Origin of the sequence: Novilysobacter erysipheiresistens, from assembly GCF_036663935.1 — a bacterium.
Classification (GTDB): Bacteria; Pseudomonadota; Gammaproteobacteria; order Xanthomonadales; family Xanthomonadaceae; genus Novilysobacter; species Novilysobacter erysipheiresistens.
Map to the genome: position 1 here is coordinate 116,376 of NZ_JAXGFP010000003.1, position 16,574 is coordinate 132,949.

Below are 16,574 nucleotides of genomic sequence, written 5' to 3' on the forward strand. Positions count from 1 at the left end.
GACGAGCGTGACTACCTTGAGCGAAAAGCATGAGAAGGATGGCAGTCAACAAGCGAATGGCAGCAGCCGCTGCGGACCTCATGGCAGACTCACCTGTCCGCACCCATCCCAGCGACGACGCCCCAATGCCTTGTCCCATTGGACTTCACGGACCAGATGACGCTGCATGGCGTCCTTCGCTACGCAGAAGTAGCCGCTGTAGCTACGGTTCTGCCACTCCTCACCCCGTCGCACGTGTGCGTTGATGAATACCGTGTAATGCCGGCCGGGCTCGATCGGAATCAACGGCCCAACGGTGCGGCCGGACTCAAGGGTGCCGTAAGGAATGCAGGTTTCGGGAGATAGCAGGGTCGGTGGCTCGCTTAGGGTGAAGTCACCCGTCCAGGTGGTCCCGCGCACCTGCTCCCGCTCATCAAGTTCAGAGACCTGGATGCCTGCAACCGTCAGTTCGTCCTTGTCCCTCAAACTTTCAGTGGGCACGCTGAAACACGGCAGCTGCCCCGATTGGCGCACCACCGCGTCGAGCATCCGCTGCTTGGCGTCACAACCGCCAGCGGCAAGCGCGAGCATCACGACAAGTGAGAGGCGCATGTAGTCAGGGCAGGTTGTTTGCATTGGCTGGGTCGCTCAGGAATTCGGCTAGAACCGTCTCATACAGGGAAATCGCCACGGGATCGCTCGTGTATTTTTTCTCATACAAGAACGCGGGTGCTTTCCTGAACTTCAGGAGGAAGTAATCCGCGAGAATGTTTCCCTGCGCCTCCATGTTGTAATCGCCAAGGCGCTTGCCGACATCGAGGGTATAAGCGTAGGAGAGCCCCAAACGAACGGCACCCCTGGTCTTGACCGCGTAACCGAGTTGGTGCTGCCAGACATGAACCATCTCGTGCATGAACCAACGCTCGTTACGCAAGCTTGGACCCGCGAAATCTTCCGTGAAGTAATCCGGATTGAAGTAGATCTCGCCATTGGGCGTCATTGCCGTGTCGTCGGGCTGCATGCCGAACCACAGGTACTCGCCGTTGTGGACCTTTACCCTGCTGTAGTCGATCGAGTCGGCGAACAACAGGCGCGCCATCGCGATTTCACCCGAAGTCAGGCCGCGCGCGTCGCCTGCCGGAGTGGCGACTTGCTGCACCGAGCTACCCAGTTGGTTCGCATTGGTCGTCGCGCTGACCTGCAGCGGCAGCGACGCGCTGGTGGTTTGTGAAGCGTGCAGGCGGCAGCAAGAGGTTTTCGCCGCCTTGAGCTCTGCGCTCACGACCCGGAACGGCTGATCGGTGGTGACGCGACCCGTCTTGCCTTCTGCGTCGGTCGTGCCCTGAAGCACCGCTCCATTCTCCAGCTCAAGGCGGTAATACACCCCGGTGAGCTTGGCGCCATTGGCATTGACGAACTGGAACTGCTCGTCGTACTCGGCGGCTTGCGTGACGGTGTCTTCGTTGGCCGCCGTTGGCGAGGTAGCCGGAACAGCCGAAGCTGGCTTCGCGGCGCTCGCGGCCTGATTGCCGGAGTCACCCGAGCCACCACCACCGCCACCGGAGTCAAGAAACACCTGAACCTGGGATGCCGCGATCAGCGTCGCCCCGCACGCGGTCTTGTCGCCGTGGCGGGCGACCGGCTGGCCGTCGATGATGGTGGTCGGATCGCCGGACACGATCACGGTATCGCCGTGCAGGCTGCAGGCGACCTTGTCGCTGATGCGGGCGACCGGCAGGCCGTTGATGTCGGTGGTCGCGGTGCTGCTGACCACGGCGCCGCCATGGTCGATCTTGTCGCCGACGACGATGAAAGGCTTGGACATCTGGCCGTGCTCCCTGCTGGCGGGCCCCGTCGGGGCGAGTGGCATCCAATTGCCACCGCCAACGATAACAGGACTGGCGGGGGTTTATCACCCGGGCCGGTCATACCGCGTGGCGCAACGGCGTCAGTGACCGGCGGCGCGGCGGGCCTCGCGACAGGCGGTCTTCAACTCCAGGTGTACGTAGTCCTTGATGCTGCGCCAGCTACCGCCCCACTCCAGCCCGGCCTCCTGGGCCAGGCGGCCGTAGAGGAAGTAGCCACGCCTGGTCCACGCGTCGCCCATGTCCCATTGCAGCTTGCCGTCGCGGTACAGCGCGCTGTCGACCGCCAGTCCGTACTGGTGGCAGCTTTGGCCGGCGCCGGCGCGCGTCGTGCTACCGCCCTTGCGGGCCAGCGCGGCCTGCCGTTCGGGGCTGCGATAGCCCTCGACCAGCACCATCTGGTAACCGTATTGCTCGCGCATGACCTGGTAGATCGCCAGCACGCGTTGCTGGAACGCCGGGTCGATGCGGTTCCACTTGCGGTCGGCGCCGGAGATCGCCTGCGGCGCCTCGCCGGCCGACGCGACGGTGCCGGCACTGCGCAACAACTCGGCCTCGGCGGCGACGAATACCGCCGGCGGCAACTCCGGCGGCGGTGCCAGGCGCTCGCCGCGCAGCAGTTCCAACACGTGGCCGTCGGACGCGACCGCGGTGCCGCCTTCAAATCCGTCCAGCGTCACCTGCTGGCGCAATTGCAGGATCACCAGTGGCGGGATCGTCAGCAGCACGGCGGCGGCCAGCAACAGGTTGCGATGGCGCCCGAACAGGTCCATCGCGCGCTGGCTGCTGGCGCGTGCCGATTGCGACGACTCGGCGGCCCGGTTACCGGCCCGCGCGCCCCAACGGCCCAGAACCGCAGCCAGCCGGGCGAACAGGCGATCGGCGCCGGCCAGCACGCCATCGCGTGCGGCCGGGAACAAGGCCAGCCACGCGACCGCGGCCGTCACCGAAAAGAAGATCGCCATCCATAGCGCCATCATGCGAAACCCGTCCGTGGTCGATGCGATTGTTCATTGCGATTGACGCGCCCGGGGCCCCGCCGCAGAATGCCGGCGAACCGTCACGGCCTGCGCCGGGCGCGAAAGGAATCAAACCAGCCGGCTCGACCGGCCCGGAAAGGAGTCCACGTGGACCGGCAAGATGCCAAGCCCAGCCGCCCCAGCCTGTTGGCGGGCGCGCAACCCGATACCGCCCCGCCGCCAGCGTCGGCGCGGATCTTAGCAGACATGCAAGGCCGCCAATCCGGCGCGAATGCCGGCGCGCGGGCGACGCCGAAGCGATGGCTGGCACCGGCGGCATTGCTGCTGGTGGCCGTCGTGGCGGCGGGCTGGTGGTGGCTTTCGCAACCGGCGGCCGAAACCCCGGTCGAGTCGCTGCCGCGGTTGTCGCTGCAGGTCGGCGCCGGCAACGAGGCCGACGACTTCGCCCTTCCGGCGGCCGCCACCATTGTCGAGGAGGCCGCTCCGACCGCCAGCGCGCTGGCGACTGCCGCCACCGTTGACGACAACGGCGAGCTGGCCGACCCGGCGGTCAACCCGATGCTGGTCCTGGCGCACCCCGACGCCGGCCCGCCGGTGGCCGCGGCCTCCGCCGATGGCTCACCCAATCCGTTCCTGGTTTCCGCCGCGCCTGCCAAGGGCGTGGCCAAACCGGCGGCGCCGCGGCGGCGCCCCACGCGGGTGCCGGTCGATGACGAACCGGACCTGCTCGCGGTCCTGCTGGGCAACATCAAGCCCGGCCAGTCGTCAGGCAAGACCGACGGCAGCGGCCTCGATGCGTTCATCCAGACGATGGACGCCGAGGGCAGTGGCGTCGCCAGCGCCGAACCGAGTCGCAACGGCCGCCCGCAACGCACGCGCTCGCAGCAGATCCAGCGGAACCTCGCCGAATGCCCGGCGGCGAACACCGCCAAGGGCGTGAAGTGCCGGCAGCAAATCTGCGCGGTGTATGCCGGACGCGACCCGGCGTGTCCGGCGGCGGGCTGAGGCGCGTCAGCCGCTTACCAGACTACTTCGGCCATCGAGCAGTTCAGGCCCGAACCGATGCCGAGCAGGGCGACGCGGTCGCCCTTCTTCAGCCGGCCCATCTCGCGCAGCTTGCTGAGTACGATCGGCACCGAGGCCGGACCGATGTTGCCGTGCTCGTCGAAGATCGTCAGGACCTTGCGCGGGTCGATCCCCATCGCCTTGGTGAAAGCCGCGGTGTGGACCTTGCTGACCTGGTGGATCACGAATTCGTCCAGTTCCTCGGCGACCCAGCCGAGCTTCTGCTTGGCGACCAGGAAGGTCTTCTGGGCCAGCTTGATGCCCTCGATCAACAGCATCCGGGTATCGGTGATCATGCCGTCGAGGTTGCCGCGGCATAGCTTGTTCCACTCGGTCGCGGCGCGGGTCACGCCACCCTTGTAGCGCGGCGCCCCCGGCGCCAGCTCGGCGCGGGCCATCACCATCGCGGCGGCGCCGGAACCGAGGGTCAAGGTCGCCAGCTCGTTCTTGAAGTCGGCCTCGGTGGAATCGGCGCGCATCATGCGCTCCAGGGTCTTCTCGTAGGCCAGGTCGGCGGTCTCGCCGTCGACCACCAGCGCGTAGTCGATCTCGCCGCGCTCGATCATCCGCGCGGCGATGTCCATGCCGTTGATGAAGGCCAGGCAGGCGTTGGCGACGTCGAAGTTCTGGCAGGTGTCGGGCAGGCCGAGGTTGCCGGACACGATCGACGCGGTCGACGGTTCCAGGTAATCACGGCTGACCGAAGTGTTGACCAGCAGGCCGACCCTGCCCGGTTCGATCGCCGCATCGGCCAGCGCCTTGACCGCGGCCAGGGTGGCGGCGTCGGACGCCAGCATGTCGCCATCCCACAGACGCCGCGCATGGATGCCGGCGATGTCGCCGAGCACGTCGGTGCGGATGCCCAGCCGGTCCAGGGTCGGCTTGAGCCGGGCGTTGATTTCCGCCGAGCTCAGCCGACGCGGCGCATCGATGTGGGCCAGGCCGGCGATGGCGACGTGTTGGAACAGCATGGGCGCAAACCGTAGGCAAAAGATCACGTCAGATTAACGTTTTCCCCAAACGGCTGCATTAACTCCCGGATGGACCGGGCGGCTCAGCCCCCGATCGGATACGTCCTGGCCTCGCCGCCGGCAGGTGCCGCGCCTGCGGGCTGGACCGGGCCGGACACCGGGCGGGTGGCACCGCAGTGGTAGGCGGCAAAGCGCTGCTCGCCGGCCAGCGGCGGCGCCAGCGGCTGGATGGTGTCGGCATCCAGGCCCGGCGCCTCGTTGCGGGCGAGGGTTTCCAGCTCCTCGCGCACGCGCAGGTTGTTGCGCTCGTAGAACGCCACGCTGTCCTTGACCGATACCGCGACTTCACCGCGCTTGACGCAGCCGGCCGGCGGGCCGCCTGCGGCGATCACCTGCACCGCCTTGGCACCGGGCGCCATGTGGACCCAGGTGCAGCCGCTGGCAAGAAGGCAACTGGCGAAAACCAGGGTGGCGAGGGCGAAGATGGGCAGGCGGGGCATGGGAACTCCTTGGATCGAAAAGCGGTGCGGCACGATTGTGGCGTGTCGCGAGGGTTTTGCGCGAGAACCGGTGAATCGCGGGTGACTTGCAGAGGGTGACTTGAGTGTCGCAGCGCCTGTTTGCTTTTTGTAGGAGCGGCTTTAGCCGCGATCTGGAATCGGTGCGAGCGGGTCGGTCATCCGATCGCGGCTAAAGCCGCTCCTACAAAAGCGCGCTGGCGAACCAGAGCGTCCGCCGGGTGGAAGGCCCACCCGGCGGACTGCGCTTATTTGGCGCCGTCTGCGCCGGCCTCGCCGTCCTGCGACTCGGCGTCGGTCTCGACCGTGGTCGCGGCGTCGGCGGCAACCGGGTTGCCGTCGGCGTCGAGCACCTGCACGGTGCCGAAGTCGAGCGCGCGCACCGGGGCGCCGATCTTGTCGAGGTCACCGACCACCACCCAGGTCAGCGCGTCGGCGTCGATGGTTCCGGCGGCGTTGGCGACCTCGGCCGGGGTCAGGCCCTCGATCTCGGCCTTGCGGCGGGCCACGTAGTCGTCCGGACGGTCGTAACGGACGATGTCGGCGATCGTGCCCATCACCGCGCTCGAGGTCTCATAGGCGCCCGGCAGGCTGCGGATCTCGTTGGAGCGGACCTTGGCGACCTCCTCGGCGGTCGGCGGTGCCTTGCCGCTGGCGTACTCGCCAATCTCGCGCTTCATCTCGGCCATCGACTCGGCGGTCTTGTCGATCTGCACCGGGGCGAATGCCAGCCACGGACGCTGGCCGAGTGCATCGGGGGTGAAGCTGTAGGAGCCATAGGCCCAGTGCTTGTCCTCGCGCAGGTTCATGTTGAGGCGGGCGCTGAACTGGCCGCCGAGCACGGTGTTGGCGACCTCGAACTCGGTGGCCTTGTCCGACATGGTCGAGGGCACCAACTGGCCGGCGAAGATGTTGGCCTGGACCGCGCCGGGCTGGTCGATCAGGAACACCCGCGCGGCGTCGGGACGCTCGACCCTGGCAACCGCTTCGGTGGTCGCCGGCGCGCCTTCGCCCTGCCAGTCGCCGAGATGCTTCTCCAGCAGCGGCACGATCTGCGCAAGGGTGGTGTCGCCGACCACGACCAGGGTCGCGTTCTCCGGCCGCACCCAGGTGTCGTGGTACTCGACCAGGTCGGCGCGGGTCAGCGAAGCGATCGATTCTTCGGTGCCGGAGCCGCTGAACGGCATCGCGTAGGCGTGGCCCTCGCCGTACAGCAGCGGCGGCATCACCCGCAGCGCCGAGGAGTTCGGCCGCGCCTTCTCCTGCTTGATCCCGGCGATCCAGCTGGCCTTGACCCGGTCGATCTCGGACTGGCTGAAGCTCGGCTCGCGCAGCATGTCGGCGAACAGCGCCAGCGACGGATCGAGCTTCTCGGTCAGCGCCGACAGCGAGGCGCTGGCGCCGTCGAGCGACGCGCCGGCGCCGAGGTTGGCGCCCAGCGCTTCGGCGCGCGCGGCGAACTCGAGGGCGCTGTAGTCGGCCGCGCCCTCGTCAAGCATGCTCATCGCGAAGCTTGAGGTGCCCAGCTTGGCGTCACCCAGCGCGTCGGCCTTGTAGCCGCCGTCCAGCAGCAGGTTGAACTGCACCACCGGCACCGCGTGGCGCTCGGCCAGGATCACTTCGGTGCCGTTGCTCAGGGTGGCGCGCTGCAACTCGGGGAACTTGAGTTCGGGGAACTGCTCCGGCATCGGCGCGCCTTCGCTGCGTTCAACGGTCGAGGCGGTGGTGCTGTACTTGTCGTCGACCGGCGGCAGCACCAGCGGCGCGGGATCGACCGCCGGCTCCTCGGCCAGCGCGGTGCGCTCGCCCGGCAGCACCACCAGGGTGTGGTCGCCGTCGCCGAGCCATTCGTTGCCGACCGCCTGCAGCTGCGCCGGAGTCACCGCGGCGACCGTCTGCATGCTTTCGCGGAAGCAGTCGGGCTCGCCGGTGTAGACCTCGCACGCGGCCAGCACGTCGGCCTTGCCGCCGAAGCCGCCGATGCGTTCGACCCCGCGGATGAAGCCGGCGCGGATCACGGTCTTGGCCTGGGCGACTTCTTCCGCGGTCGGGCCTTCGCTCAGCAGGCGGCCCAGTTCCTCGTCGAGGATCGCCTCGACCTGCTTCGGGTCGACGCCTTCCTTGACGCTGGCCGTCACCAGGAAGTTGGAACCCAGCTGCGACTCGCTGACACCGGCGCTGACGCTGTCGACCAGCTTGTCGCCGTGGACCAGGCGCTTCTCCAGCCGCGAGGTGTCGCTGCCGCCGAGGATCTGCGCCAGCACGTGCAACTGGTCGACGTCGGTGGTGGAGGTCGGCGGCACGTTCCATGCTCGGTAGATGCGCGCTTGCGGCACGCGGTCTTCCATTACCTCGCGGGTGTCGGCGGGACGCACGGCGATGTCGACCGGCGGCTGCGCCATGTCGGGGCCGGCCGGGATGTGACCGAAGTACTTGGCGGCCTTCTTCTTCGCGGTTTCGACGTCGATGTCGCCGGCCAGCACCAGCACCGCGTTGTTGGGGCCGTACCAGGCGCGGAACCAGGTCTTGACGTCTTCCAGCGAGGCCGCGTTGAGGTCGGCCATCGAGCCGATCACGCTGTGGTGGTACGGGTGGCTCTGCGGGTACAACGCCTGGTTGAGCTTGGTCCAGACCTGGCCGTAGGGCTGGTTCTCGCTCTGGCGCTTCTCGTTCTGGACCACGCCGCGCTGCTCGTCGAGGGTCTTCTGGTCGATCGCGCCAAGCAGGTGGCCCATGCGGTCGGACTCCATCCACAGCGCCAGGTCGAGCGCGGTGGTCGGCACGTTCTGGAAATAGTTGGTGCGGTCGGTGTTGGTGGTGCCGTTCATGTCGGTCGCGCCGACCAGCTCGAACGGGGTGAAGTACTCGCCCGGCGCGTTCTCCGAGCCGTTGAACATCAGGTGCTCGAACAGGTGGGCAAAGCCGGTGCGGCCGCGCGGCTCGTCCTTGCTGCCGACGTGGAACCAGACGTTGACCGCGACGATCGGCGCCTTGTGGTCCTCGTGCACGATCACCCGCAGGCCGTTGGGCAGGGTGAATTCCTCGTAGGCGATGTCGACCGCGGCAGCCGGCGCGGCTTGGGCGAGGGCCGGTGCCGGCGCCAGTGCAGTGGCGCCGATCGCGGTGGCGAGGGCAAGGGCGAGCGCGCCCTTCTGGAACGCACCTTTTTGGAGCACGGCACGGGACGGGACGGACATGGACCACTCCTGGTGAATATTCGGGTTGCCGACGTTCGGCATTGATCGACCATCCTAGCGGGCGGTCGCGGCGCGGGCACTAGGTCACAAGTCCCGGCGCGCGCCGGCTTCACCGCGCCGCGCCTAGACTGCCAATCCGGCCTGCCCGCCATTCCGCCCCGCAAGGACACCGCCATGCCCACCCCGCCCGCCAGCCGTCGCAGCCTGGTCACCGGCGCCAACCGTGGCCTCGGCCTGGAGTTCGTGCACCAGCTGCTGGCCCGCGGCGACCGCGTGATCGCGACCTGCCGCCAGCCCGGTCGCGCGCACGCGCTGAACCAGCTGGTCGGCGAGCATCCCGGCCGCCTGCACCTGCTGCCGCTGGACGTGGCCGCACCGAAGTCGCATGCCGAACTGGTGCGCGAACTGCCGCTGGTGCTCGGCGACGACGACACCCGCCTCGACCTGTTGATCAACAACGCCGGCGTGCTGCATTCGGGCGAGCGCTTCGGCAAGGTAGCCGCCGAGACCCTCGACGACAGCTTGCGCACCAACGCGAGCGGACCGTTCCTGCTGACCCAGGCGCTGGCGCCGTGGCTGGCCGACGGCGGCAAGGTCGCCAACCTGTCGTCGGAACTCGGCTCGATCGCCGGCAAGGACGCGTTCCGCACGCCGAGCTATTCGATTTCCAAGGCCGCGCTGAACATGGCGACTGCGCTGCTGGCGCGGGCGCTGGTCGAGCGCGGGATCGTGGTGTTGGCGCTGCATCCGGGCTGGGTGCAGACCGACATGGGCGGCAGCGGCGCCGAGGTAGCGCCGCAGGACGCCGCGACCGCGCTGCTGCGGGTGATCCAGCGCGCCGATGCCGGCGACAGCGGCCGGTTCCTTGATCGGCATGGGATGCCGATGGCCTGGTGACGTCGACGCGCGTTGTCTGACCGGACTTCCTGCTGTTGTAGGAGCGGCTTTAGCCGCGATCGGAAACCGGCGCGGGCGAACGATTCCGGATCGCGGCTGAAGCCGCTCCTACAATGGCCACCCCGCCATCCCGCGCCCGCCGCGTCGGCGTTATCCGGCCTTGGCCGGATCAACGGCGACAGTTATTGCGGCCGCGCAGCCGCCGGAATAACCCATGTTCGACGTCATCCTGTTCCAGCCCGAGATCCCGCCCAACACCGGCAACGCGATCCGCCTGTGCGCCAACACCGGCGCGCGCCTGCACCTCGTCCGCCCGCTGGGTTTCGACCTCGACGACAAGCAGATGCGCCGCGCCGGCCTCGATTACCACGAGTACGCGCGGCTGCAGGTCCACGACGACCTCGACACGGCGCTGTCGGCGATCGCCGACGCCAACGGCGCACCGCCGCGCGTGTTCGCCCTCAGCACGCGCGGCCGCACCCGCTTCGACACCCCGGCCTACCGCGAGGGCGATGCGTTCCTGTTCGGCTGCGAGACCCGCGGCCTGCCCGACGCGGTGCTGGACGCGCTACCGCCGGAGCAGCGCCTGCGCCTGCCAATGCGTCCCGACAACCGCAGCCTCAACCTGTCGAACGCGGTCGCGGTGACGGTGTTCGAGGCTTGGCGGCAACAAGGGTTCGCCGGCGCCGCCGACTGAACCCTGTCATGCCGCGCCTTATTCGGCCGGGTACTGCTCGCGCATCAGCTCGGCGATCGCCGACACCGGCGCATTGCCGTAGCTCAGGAAGCGGTTGTGGAAGGTCTTCAGGTCGAAGGCCTCGCCCAACTCGACCTTGCGCTGCTCGCGCAGATCCATGATCTCGGCGTAGCCGGTGAAGTAGCTGGTCAGCTGCACCTGCGACAGCCGCACGCGGCGCCACTTGTTGACCGCCTCGGTCTTCTCCTGGAACGCCTCGCGCTGCAGCAGGTCCATCGCTTGCGCCTCGGTCATGCCCTGCACGTGCACGGCGTAGTCGAGGATCGCGTTGCTGACCACGCGCAGGTTCCACTTGCCGTACATCAGCCACATCTCCGGCGCCTGCGCCCCGTAGCCTTCTTCCAGCATCATCCGCTCGGCGTAGACCGCCCAGCCCTCGATCATCGCGCCGTTGCCGAGCAGGCTCTTGACCAGGCTCGGGCTCTTGTTGGCATGCAGCAGCTGGGTGTAATGGCCCGGGATGCCCTCGTGGATGTTGAGCACCTGCAGCACCCAGTAGTTGTACTCGCGCAGGAAGCTCTCGGCCTGCTCGTCGGTGTACGCGTCGAGCGGGCTGACGTTGTAGTAGGTGTCGGCGGTCGGGTTGAACGGGCCGGGCGCGCTGACCGAGGCGCCGGCGCCACCGCCACGCATGTACTCGGGAGTCTCGCGCACCACCAGCGGGCGCGACTCGTCCTGGTCGAGCAGGTCGTGCTCGCGGACGAAATCGGCCAGCAGCGGGATCTGCCGCTGGATCTCGCCGAAGAACTCGTCGCGGCCGACGTGGCGCTCGGACAGCTTGTCGATCAGCTGGCCGATCCGCTCCAGCCGGTCGTCCGGCATCGCGGTGTCGGGGAAGTACTTCGGCCACAGCTGGACGGTGATCTTGTCCATGCGTTCGTGCAGCGCGTTCTTTTCCTCGACCGCGCGCCGGTACAGCTCGGCCGCGCTGTAGTGCGACTGGATGTCGTAGGCGAACTTCTGTTCGTAGAGCTCCTCGCCGATGCGGAACGAGCGCGCGTCGCCGCTCGCCGCCAGGCGCTTCTGCTCGCCCTCGAGCCAGCCGACCCAGCTCTCGATCGCGGCGCGGGTGGCATCGATGCGCGCGTTGAACAGCGCCTGTTCGGCGGCGTCGAGGCCGGAGGCCTTGATCCGCTCGCGCAGTTCGTCGTCGAACACGCTCAGCGCGCCGCGGCTCTGCACGATCGCCAGCTCGACGTGTTCGTCGGTCGGCGTGGCGATGTTGGCGCGCGCGGCGGCGTAGTACTGCGGCACCTGTTCGATCCGTTGCATCACCGTGCGCAGCCGTGCGTCCTCGTCGGCATACGGCGTGTTGAGCAGCAGCGCAACGGTGCCGGCGACGTTGTAATTGGACGGGTCCCAGGCCCAATCGCGGAACTGCTGCTGGTACCAGATCGAGGACTCAAACTGGTTGGTCAGCAGCATGTGGTCAATCCGCTGCGGCGCCGGCAGCTGCTGAGGGTCGAATGCCGCCAGCTCGGCCAGCGCGGCCTTGGCGAACGCGAGGTCGTCGGCGCGGCGCGCGGCGTCAGGAATGGTGAGGGTCGCGGCGTTGTCATAGCGGCCGGAGTAGATCGACCACTCCGGGCTGCGCTCCAGCGCGCGCATCAGCAGCGACTCGGCGACCGCGTCGAAGCGGGCACTGCTGGCGACGGGTGCGGTCGCGGCCGGCGCTGCGCCGGCGACTGGCAACGTGGCCGGCTGGCAGCCGACGAGCGTGCCGAGGCCGGCGGCGAGAATCATCGACAGGGACAGCGAAAGCGGGGCGTGGCGCATGGACGAGAACTCCGTGGCGGGTCGCCGGCGATGGCGACGAACGCCCGATCATCGCCGAGAACGCCGCCCGCCGCAGGGTGCCGATCGTTGGCCCGGCGCCATCCGGCCCGATCCGGCAAACGGGCGACACCCGCACGCTGCAGCCGGCGACCGCCCGGCATACACTCGACCCCGCATGAACAGTCCGACCCAGCCGGTCGCGCGCAAGCGCACCAAGGCCACATCGATCGACATCGCCCACGCCGCCGGCGTCTCGCAGGCGACGGTGTCGCGGGTGTTGCGCGGCAGCCCGCTGGTCAATGCCGAGACCCGAAAGCGGGTCGAGGAGGCGGTGCGCGCGCTCAACTACAAGGTCGACCGCCACGCCTCCAGCCTGCGCCTGCAGCGCTCCGGCACGCTGGCGCTGCTGCTGTTCGAGGACCCGACCCCGGACGACTCGCACATCAACCCGTTCTTCCTGTCGATGCTCGGCTCGATCACCCGCGCCTGCGCGCGCGCCGGGCAGGACCTGCTGGTGTCGTTCCAGCAGCTGTCCGACGACTGGCACGCCGACTACGCCGACAGCATGAAGGCCGACGGCCTGATCCTGCTCGGCTATGGCGACTACCTGAGCTACCGCGGCAAGCTGGAGAAGCTGGTCGAGCAGGGCACCCATTTCGTACGCTGGGGTGCGGTGCTGCCGAACCAGCCGGGGCTGTCGATCGGCTGCGACAACTTCCACGGCGGCCAGCTGGTCGGCGAGCACCTGGTCGGGCTGGGTCGCCGTCGTATCGCCTATCTCGGCGACGCGTCCAGTCACTACCCGGAGTTCTACGACCGCTACCAGGGTTGCGACGCGGCGCTGCACGCGGCGGGGCTGGCGCTCGATCCGGCGCTGCAGGTCGATGCGCAGAGCGCCGAGGACGATGGCTATGCCGCCGCGCGCGAACTGCTGGTCCGTGGCGCGCCGTTCGACGCGGTGTTCGCCGCCAGCGACCTGATCGCGATCGGGGCGATGCGCGCGTTCGCCGAGGCTGGCCTTCAGGTGCCGCGCGACGTCGCGGTGGTCGGTTTCGACGACCTGCCGACCGCGCGTTCGGCCAGCCCGGCGCTGACCACGGTGTCGCAGGACACCTCGCGCGCCGGCACGCTGCTGGTCGAGACGTTGATGAAACGGGTGCAGGAGCAGCCGGCGGAGAGCTTCACCCTGCCGGCGAAGCTGGTGGTTCGGCGCTCCAGCGACCCCGACGCGCGCTGATCAGTCGCCGCGGCGGGCGCCGGCCATCAGCCGCGCGAGTTCCGCCTGCAGGTCTGTCCGGATCACCGGCGCGTCGAGCAGGTAGACCTCGACCCCGTGCGCCGGCACCGTCGCCGACAGGCTCCCGCCCGGCGCGACCTGGACCGTGCCGCCGCCGATCGCGGCCTGCCACGGGCCCGCCTGCAGGTAGTCGCGCACCTCGAAGGCCGCCGCCGCGTCGCCCTTGTTGAGCAGCACCAGCGCGATCTGGTGTTCGCCGTCTCGCTGATGGACGCGATAGAACGCGGCGCGGTCGCCGTCGAGCACGAGGTTGAGTTGCAGGCCACGCTGCAGCGCCGGCGATGCGGCCCGCACGAGCGCGATGCGTTTCAGGTTCTCGCGGATGGGGTTGCCGACCGCCGCGTCGACGCGTTCCTGCCCGAAGTAGTTGCGGTTGCCCTCGTGCTCGCCGGCGCTCCGCATGAAGCCGATTTCCGAGCCGTAGTAGATGACCGGGATGCCGCGCGCGGTGAACAGCCAGTTGTGGGCGTCGATGAACCCCGCGTCGCTGGCGTCCATCCGCGGCATGTCGTGGTTGTCGTAGAAGGTCATCAGCTCGTACGGGTTGGTGTACGGGCCGTCGATCAGGTACAGCGCGTCGGCCAGTTCTTCGTAACCCGCCCCCGTGCTGCCGAAGACCTCCTGCAGCGCGGCCTTCAGCGGGAAGTCGAGCACGCTGACGCCGCCGTTCTCCGGCCAGGTATGCGGCGCGATGTTGGCGGCCTCGTGGTCGAACGACTCGCCGAACATGAAGAAGTCCGGGTGCTCGGCGCGGATGCGGTCGCTGAAGGCCTTCCAGAACGGGTGTGGCACGTGGCGGATGGTGTCGATCCGGAACGCGTCGGCGCCATGTTCGATCCACTGCGAATAGGCGCGCACGAAGTAGTCGAGCACCGCCGGATTGGTGTCGTCGAGGTTGGACAGCTGGGCGAGGTCGGGCTCGTCGTGGAAGAACGCGTGCAGCGGATTGCCGTCCGGATCGAGGTCCTCGGGCGTCAGGTTCTGGTGGTCGGCGAGCAGGCTGCCGTCGGCGTCGTAGATCTCGCCGTACTTCGGCTGGTCGACCGGCATCGTGAACGACGGCGAGCCGTGGTTGGCGACGATGTCGAGCACGGTCTGCAGGCCGTGCCGGTCCAGCCCAGCGGCCAGTCCGGCGAAGTCGAGGCCGGCGCTCGGCAGGTGCTCGTCGAGCTCGAAGAAGTTGACGCCCCAGTAGCCGTGGTAACCGGTCTTGCCGCGGTCCTTGAAGAACGCGTCCGAGCCGATCGGATCGCCGCCGGTGAAGGCCTGGTCCGGGTTGTCGACGATCGGGGTCAGCCAGACTGCGCCGAAGCCCATGTCGGCGATGTAATCGGCGTTGTCGAGCAGGCCGCGGAAGTCGCCGCCGAGGTAGCCGATGTTGCCGCCGTGGGTCTCCGCGCCCGGGGTCGGCCGGTCGAAGGTACGCAGCGTCGGATCCGGCCCGCCCTGCTCGCGCTGGTCGTTGGACGGATCGCCGTTGACGAAGCGGTCGGTCACCACGAAGTACACCGCGTTGGCGGCGAACGGCTCGGTGGTGCCGTAGTAGTCGGGTGCCGGTGTGCGCGGCGACGATGCGTCGGTCGACAGCCCGTGCGCGCAGCCGGCGCCAAGCGCGGCGAGCAAGGCAATCGAAAGACTGCGGATATTCATGCCATCTCTCCGCCAACGCGTGCGGCGTCGACTCCGGGCTCACGCACCCGCAGCACGCACAGTCCGGCCACGATCAGGCTCACCCCGCCGATCATCAATGCCTGGATCGGCTCGTTGCCGAAGAACGTCTTGAGCAGGAATCCGAGCAGGCTCGCCGCGACCAGCTGAGGGATCACGATGAAGAAGTTGAAGATGCCCATGAACACGCCCATCTTCGCCGCCGGCACGCTGTCCGACAGCAGCGCGTACGGCAGCGACAGGATCGAGGCCCAGGCGAAGCCGACCCCGAGCATCGACGCCAGCAGCCAGATCGGATCGCGGATCACCAGCATCGACAGCAGGCCGAGCCCGCCGAGCGAGCAATTGAGCAGGTGGCTGACCCGCAGGCCCCAGTGCCGCACCATCCACGGGATGACCACGGCGGCCAATGCAGCGAAGCCGTTGTAGGCGGCGAACAGCACGCCGACCCAGTTGGCGCCTTCGTTGTACAGCACCGAGGTCGTGTCGCTGCTGCCGAAGTGGACGCTGGTCACCGCGGCGGTCGCGAACAGCCACATCGCGAACAGCCCGAACCACGAGAAGAACTGCACCACCGCCAGCCGCCGCATCGCCGTCGGCATGTCGCGCAGGTCATCGAGGATGCTGGTGAACGCGCCGCCGCCCTTGATGCGCGTGCGGACCAGCAGCGCGGCGCCGTAGAACGCGATCAGGCCGGCGAGGATGTACAGCTGCTTGTCGAGATCGAACCCCGCGATCAGCACGATTGCGGCGACGCCGACGGCCAGCCACGCCAGCGCCGGCCTCCACGCCGCGCCCGGGTCGGAATGGCGCGGCACCAGCGGCGGCGCCTGGTCCCAGGCCTGCAGTTGCTGCGGGGTGTACTCACGGGTGCGCAGGATCGTCCACAGCACCGCAACCAGCAGCACCACGCCACCGAAGTAGAACGCATAGCGCACCGTGTCGGGCACCTCGCCCGGGCCGGCGGTGTTGGCCACGCCCCAGTGCGCGAGCAGGAACGGCAGCAGACTGGCGACCACCGAGCCGACGCCGATGAAGAAACTCTGCATCGCGTAGCCGGTCGGCCGCTGGCGCACCGGCAACTGGTCGCCGACCAGCGCGCGGAACGGCTCCATCGAGATGTTGAGCGAGGCGTCGAGCACCCACAGCATGCCGGCGGCGATCCACAGCGACGGCGAGTTCGGCATCGCGAACAGGGCCAGCGTCGCCAGCACCGCGCCGATCAGGAAGTACGGCCGGCGCCGACCGAAGCCGGTCCAGGTGCGGTCCGACAGGTAGCCGACGATCGGCTGCACGATCAGCCCGGTCAGCGGCGCGGCGATCCACAGGACCGGGATGTCGTCCATCGACGCGCCGAGGGTCTGGAAGATCCGGCTGACGTTGGCGTTCTGCAGGGCGAACCCGAACTGGATGCCGAGGAAGCCGAAGCACATGTTCCAGATCTGCCAGAACGTCAGCTGCGGTTTTTGGTTCATCTGGTCGTCGCCCCGTGTCGGTTCGAGCCCATGGTAGTCACCGCCACCACCGCACATTCCGCCTGCAAACGTATTCATCCGGACAGTGCATGAAGCGGCAACATGCTGCACCGCGTGCCGTGGAATAGT

Annotated in this window: 12 protein-coding genes and 1 pseudogene; 4 read left to right on the forward strand and 9 right to left on the reverse strand. The window is 68.5% G+C overall.

The genetic code is table 11. The features are described from left to right. Positions 1-78 precede the first annotated feature (78 nt). From SNE34_RS06590 to SNE34_RS06600, 3 genes are all read right to left on the reverse strand, one after another. Entirely contained in the window at positions 79-591 is a 513-nt protein-coding gene (locus SNE34_RS06590) for a hypothetical protein (RefSeq protein ID WP_332615896.1), read from the reverse strand. 4 nt (positions 592-595) lie between these two features. After that, a complete protein-coding gene (locus SNE34_RS06595) occupies positions 596-1,804 on the reverse strand; it encodes a PAAR domain-containing protein (RefSeq protein ID WP_332615897.1) in 1,209 nt (402 codons plus the stop codon). 123 nt (positions 1,805-1,927) lie between these two features. Then, positions 1,928-2,824, reverse strand: coding sequence for a M15 family metallopeptidase (locus SNE34_RS06600; RefSeq protein WP_332615899.1), 897 nt, complete (start codon positions 2,822-2,824; stop codon positions 1,928-1,930). 246 nt (positions 2,825-3,070) lie between these two features. Here SNE34_RS06600 and SNE34_RS06605 point away from each other — a divergent pair, with 246 nt between their 5' ends. Continuing rightward, on the forward strand, positions 3,071-3,829 hold the full coding sequence (locus tag SNE34_RS06605; protein ID WP_332615901.1) for a hypothetical protein: 759 nt from the start codon (positions 3,071-3,073) through the stop codon (positions 3,827-3,829). Positions 3,830-3,843: 14 nt separating this feature from the next. On the opposite strand, the gene SNE34_RS06610 is transcribed toward SNE34_RS06605, so the two are convergent. The 3 genes and pseudogenes from SNE34_RS06610 to SNE34_RS06620 all read right to left on the reverse strand — a co-directional run bounded on the left by SNE34_RS06610 (position 3,844) and on the right by SNE34_RS06620 (position 8,575). After that, a complete protein-coding gene (locus SNE34_RS06610) occupies positions 3,844-4,860 on the reverse strand; it encodes a 3-oxoacyl-ACP synthase III (protein WP_332615903.1) in 1,017 nt (338 codons plus the stop codon). Between the two features lie 173 nt (positions 4,861-5,033). After that, positions 5,034-5,360, reverse strand: a pseudogene (locus SNE34_RS06615) (DUF4156 domain-containing protein); the annotation flags it as partial. 266 nt (positions 5,361-5,626) lie between these two features. After that, positions 5,627-8,575, reverse strand: coding sequence for a M16 family metallopeptidase (locus SNE34_RS06620; RefSeq protein ID WP_332615905.1), 2,949 nt, complete (start codon positions 8,573-8,575; stop codon positions 5,627-5,629). A 174-nt stretch (positions 8,576-8,749) separates the two neighbouring features. Here SNE34_RS06620 and SNE34_RS06625 point away from each other — a divergent pair, with 174 nt between their 5' ends. Then, positions 8,750-9,472 (forward strand): SDR family oxidoreductase, encoded by a 723-nt coding sequence (locus tag SNE34_RS06625; protein WP_332615906.1) that lies wholly within the window; start codon positions 8,750-8,752, stop codon positions 9,470-9,472. A 214-nt stretch (positions 9,473-9,686) separates the two neighbouring features. Further along, positions 9,687-10,169, forward strand: coding sequence for a tRNA (cytidine(34)-2'-O)-methyltransferase (locus SNE34_RS06630; RefSeq protein WP_332615907.1), 483 nt, complete (start codon positions 9,687-9,689; stop codon positions 10,167-10,169). Positions 10,170-10,187: 18 nt separating this feature from the next. On the opposite strand, the gene SNE34_RS06635 is transcribed toward SNE34_RS06630, so the two are convergent. Next, complete coding sequence (locus SNE34_RS06635; protein WP_332615909.1) at positions 10,188-12,005, reverse strand: DUF885 domain-containing protein; 1,818 nt, start codon at positions 12,003-12,005, stop codon at positions 10,188-10,190. Between the two features lie 175 nt (positions 12,006-12,180). Here SNE34_RS06635 and SNE34_RS06640 point away from each other — a divergent pair, with 175 nt between their 5' ends. Beyond that, positions 12,181-13,242, forward strand: coding sequence for a LacI family DNA-binding transcriptional regulator (locus SNE34_RS06640; RefSeq protein ID WP_332615911.1), 1,062 nt, complete (start codon positions 12,181-12,183; stop codon positions 13,240-13,242). On the opposite strand, the gene SNE34_RS06645 is transcribed toward SNE34_RS06640, so the two are convergent. Both SNE34_RS06645 and SNE34_RS06650 read right to left on the reverse strand, forming a co-directional pair. Further along, positions 13,243-14,952, reverse strand: coding sequence for an alpha-amylase family glycosyl hydrolase (locus tag SNE34_RS06645; RefSeq protein WP_425604470.1), 1,710 nt, complete (start codon positions 14,950-14,952; stop codon positions 13,243-13,245). Continuing rightward, on the reverse strand, positions 14,949-16,445 hold the full coding sequence (locus tag SNE34_RS06650; RefSeq protein ID WP_332615913.1) for an MFS transporter: 1,497 nt from the start codon (positions 16,443-16,445) through the stop codon (positions 14,949-14,951). The genes SNE34_RS06645 and SNE34_RS06650 overlap by 4 nt, the downstream gene beginning before the upstream one ends. Between the last annotated feature and the right edge of the window lie 129 nt (positions 16,446-16,574).

Bases quoted from the DNA above. Each gene is read 5' to 3' on its own strand.
- SNE34_RS06590 (WP_332615896.1), bottom strand. From the start codon at position 591: ATGCGCCTCTCACTTGTCGTGATGCTCGCGCTTGCCGCTGGCGGTTGT.
- SNE34_RS06595 (WP_332615897.1), bottom strand. From the start codon at position 1,804: ATGTCCAAGCCTTTCATCGTCGTCGGCGACAAGATCGACCATGGCGGC.
- SNE34_RS06600 (WP_332615899.1), bottom strand. From the start codon at position 2,824: ATGATGGCGCTATGGATGGCGATCTTCTTTTCGGTGACGGCCGCGGTC.
- SNE34_RS06605 (WP_332615901.1), top strand. From the start codon at position 3,071: ATGCAAGGCCGCCAATCCGGCGCGAATGCCGGCGCGCGGGCGACGCCG.
- SNE34_RS06610 (WP_332615903.1), bottom strand. From the start codon at position 4,860: ATGCTGTTCCAACACGTCGCCATCGCCGGCCTGGCCCACATCGATGCG.
- SNE34_RS06620 (WP_332615905.1), bottom strand. From the start codon at position 8,575: ATGTCCGTCCCGTCCCGTGCCGTGCTCCAAAAAGGTGCGTTCCAGAAG.
- SNE34_RS06625 (WP_332615906.1), top strand. From the start codon at position 8,750: ATGCCCACCCCGCCCGCCAGCCGTCGCAGCCTGGTCACCGGCGCCAAC.
- SNE34_RS06630 (WP_332615907.1), top strand. From the start codon at position 9,687: ATGTTCGACGTCATCCTGTTCCAGCCCGAGATCCCGCCCAACACCGGC.
- SNE34_RS06635 (WP_332615909.1), bottom strand. From the start codon at position 12,005: ATGCGCCACGCCCCGCTTTCGCTGTCCCTGTCGATGATTCTCGCCGCC.
- SNE34_RS06640 (WP_332615911.1), top strand. From the start codon at position 12,181: ATGAACAGTCCGACCCAGCCGGTCGCGCGCAAGCGCACCAAGGCCACA.
- SNE34_RS06645 (WP_425604470.1), bottom strand. From the start codon at position 14,952: ATGAATATCCGCAGTCTTTCGATTGCCTTGCTCGCCGCGCTTGGCGCC.
- SNE34_RS06650 (WP_332615913.1), bottom strand. From the start codon at position 16,445: ATGAACCAAAAACCGCAGCTGACGTTCTGGCAGATCTGGAACATGTGC.